The organism is Sphingobium sp. C100 (assembly GCF_000508185.1).
Classification (GTDB): Bacteria; Pseudomonadota; Alphaproteobacteria; order Sphingomonadales; family Sphingomonadaceae; genus Sphingobium.
Genome location: NZ_AYOY01000076.1, coordinates 1 through 3,132 on the forward strand (window position 1 = coordinate 1; position 3,132 = coordinate 3,132).

The following is a 3,132-nucleotide window of genomic DNA, read 5'->3' on the forward strand; positions in this document are numbered from 1 at the left end:
TAAAACCGACAGCGAAAGCGACAGTTGTGCGCCTATTCGCCATTGCTGATTACACAGCATATATTGCGGCCATTGGTGATCTGAAATCACCAATAGCAGCCTGTCAGGCGGCCACCCAATCCGTGCGGAGCGCCTTGCCCGCCAGCGCCATGAACAGGCCGGCGAGGAGGTAGAAGCCGAGCGCCGCGACGATGGCGTAGCGCAGCGCTTCATCGCCATAGGCCGGCGTCAGCGCGTCGGACAGGCTGCCCACCGCCCAGCTGCCCAGCCCCAGCCCGACCAGATTGTTGATGAGCAGGAAACTGGCCGCCGCGCTGGCGCGCATATGGCCGGGGACAAGATGCTGCACGGCGGTCAGCACCGGGCCGAGCCAGACATAGACCAGAGCCTGCGGGATCAGGAACAGGGCGAAGGCGAAACCGACGCTGTCCGACAACACGCCGATCACGAACAGCGGCATCCCGACGATATAGCTGACCGCCGGCACCCAGGCGTAAAAGGCCTTGTCGCGGCCGCCCAGAGCATCGCCCAGAAAGCCGCCCAGCAGCACGCCGGCCACCCCGCCGATCAACAGCAGGCCGCCCAGAAACTGCCCCGCGCCGATCAGGTCCAGCCCGAAGCTGCGCATCAGCAGGCTGGGCAGCCAGAAGGCGACGCCATAGCCGCACATCGAACTGGACGCCGCGCCCAGCGCCAGCAACCAGAAGCTGCGCTTGGCCGCGAGGATACCGAAGACGGCGGTGACGGGCGCGGCCTGCCCGGTCTGCACAGGCCGCGCGGGTTCCCGCACGACCAGGCGGAAAATGGGGGCGATCACGATGCCCATAACGCCCACGGCGATGAAGGCGGTGCGCCATTCCACCAGTTGCGCGATATAGCCGCCCAGCAGCACGCCGCCGGCCGACCCCAGGGGGATGCCGAGCGAATAGATGGACAGCGCCCGCGCCCGCTGATGCGGAGGGAAATAGTCGGAAATCACCGCGTAGGAGGGTGCGACGCCGCCCGCCTCCCCAACGCCCACGCCGATGCGGAACAGGAACAGCTGGGCGAAGCTGCCCGCCACGCCGCACAGCGCGGTGAAGCCGCTCCAGATGGCGAGGCTGACGGTGATGACCCAGGTGCGGCTGGTCCGGTCGGCCAGCAGCGCCAGCGGGATCGCCAGCGTCGAATAGAGCAAGGCGAAGGCGATGCCGCCCAAGGCGCCCAATTGCGTGTCGGTCAGCCCCAGCTCCGCCTTGATCGGCACGGCGAGGATGCCGAGGATCTGCCGGTCGAGAAAGTTGAAGGTGTAGACCAAGAGCAGCATCGCCAGCACCACGCCCGAATAGACGGGGCGATGGGCGGGGGAGGAGATTGGGCTGGTCATAGCGCTTTCTAAACCGATTTCCGTCGGGACAGGGTTCAGAATTTGACCGAACCCGTCACGAAGACCTGTCGCGGATTGCCGTAGAAGGCGGTCAGCGTCCCTTCCTTGCCCAGCGACGGGGTCGGGAAGCCGGCGGCATTGTTGACGATGGCGCCGGTCGTGGGATCGGCGACGACGAAGGTATAGCCCGACGTCTTATATTCCTTGTCCAGGATATTCTTGCCGTGCAGGCCGATGCTCCAGCGGTCGTCGGGCGCGGTATAGACGATGCTGGCATCCCACAGGGCATAGCCCTTCTGGTCGATATAGGGATTGGGAATTTCGAACTGATAGGTTTTGGAGCGCCAGGACACGGTGGTGCCGGCATAGAGGCTGCCGTCGCCCACCGGCATATTATAGCTGAGCGTCCCGCTCGCAGTCCATTTCGGCGTATTCTGCACCCGGCGATAATCGGCGACATCGGTCGGCGCGCCGCCGATATTGGTGATATATTCCTTATATTGGGCGTCGATATAGCCGATCGCCGTGGCCAGGTTCAGCCGGTCGCCAGAAGTCATCAGGTCGCGGCCGAGGCGGGCGTTGCTTTCGAACTCCACACCCTTGAACGTCGCCTTGCCCGCGTTCGACACGACGCCGCAGAAGGAGGGGATGCCGCCCACGTCGCAGGCGACCGAGCCGGGAATCTGCACATCCTTGTAGTCGGCATAGAAGCCGGCGACCGCGACATAGAGCGCGCCGTCCATCAGGTCGCCCTTGTAGCCGACTTCATAGCTGTCGACCTCTTCCGGCGCGAAGCTGAGGAAATCGGTCACTTCGCTATCCTGACGGATGCCGTCGCCATTCAGGTCGGGCGCATTGACGCCGACGCCGCGCGGGTCGAAGCCGCCGCCCTTGAAGCCCTTCGAATAGCTGGCGTAGAGATTATGATCCGGGGTGGGCTTGTAGCTGACCGAGACGCGCGGCGTGAATTTCCTGAATTCGCTCTGGCCACGGAAATCGGTGCTGGGCGCACCGAAGGGCAGGCCCGCGCCGTCGAACACGGGCGATCCGCCGCCCAGATAATTTTGCCGCAGGATACTGGCCCGCCGCGTATCCCAGGTATAGCGGCCACCGGCCGAGACGCTGAGCTGATCGGACAGGTCGAAGGTGAAATCGCCGAAGATGGCGTAGGTTTCGGTATCGACATCGGCCTGAGTGAAGGCGGTCAGCCCAGCGAGCGTGGTGAACAGCCGCACGTCGAACTGGGTGTCGGCCCGCGCGTCGAGATAGTAGAAGCCGAGCAGCCCGTGGATCGGCCCCTGTTCGTAGAGAAGCTGGAATTCCTGGCTCAACTGCTCGTTGAAATAATAGGCCGGCACATCGACATCGACCGCCGGCAGCGCGTCGAAATCGATCGGCGAGGCGCTGTCATCCTTGCGCCAGGCGCTGATCGACCGCAGCGTCACCGCGTCGGACAGTTCCGCCGTGATGTTCATCGAAAGCCCGTAGGATTTCACATATTGTTTGGGATCGGTCAGGCCGCCGCGCGTGTCGAACATGTCGCCCAGCACCGGCGCGCCCGAAACCTGACCGGGGATCAGGCGATGGCCGCCGCGCGCATTGCTGTTGTCCTTCGTATAGTCGCCGGTGATGCGCAGCAGCACGGGCTCCCCGTAGCCGCCCATTTCGAAGGTGGCGCGGCCGGCCCAGATGTCCTTGTTGTAATTATCCTCGCCAGTGGTGAGGTTCTTGCCGAAGCCGCCGCGCGACAGGCGGGCGAAGGCGCC

Annotated in this window: 2 protein-coding genes; both read right to left on the minus strand. The window is 64.4% G+C overall.

Annotation, left to right across the window (positions count from 1 at the left end; all coding sequences use genetic code 11):
• Positions 1-103 precede the first annotated feature (103 nt).
• Positions 104-1,366 (minus strand): spinster family MFS transporter, encoded by a 1,263-nt coding sequence (locus C100_RS31130; RefSeq protein ID WP_024018953.1) that lies wholly within the window; start codon positions 1,364-1,366, stop codon positions 104-106.
• A gap of 35 nt (positions 1,367-1,401) precedes the next feature.
• Positions 1,402-3,132: TonB-dependent receptor (locus tag C100_RS31135; RefSeq protein WP_024018954.1), on the minus strand; the 1,731-nt coding region annotated here is incomplete at its 5' end.

Bases quoted from the DNA above. Each gene is read 5' to 3' on its own strand.
- C100_RS31130 (WP_024018953.1), bottom strand. From the start codon at position 1,366: ATGACCAGCCCAATCTCCTCCCCCGCCCATCGCCCCGTCTATTCGGGC.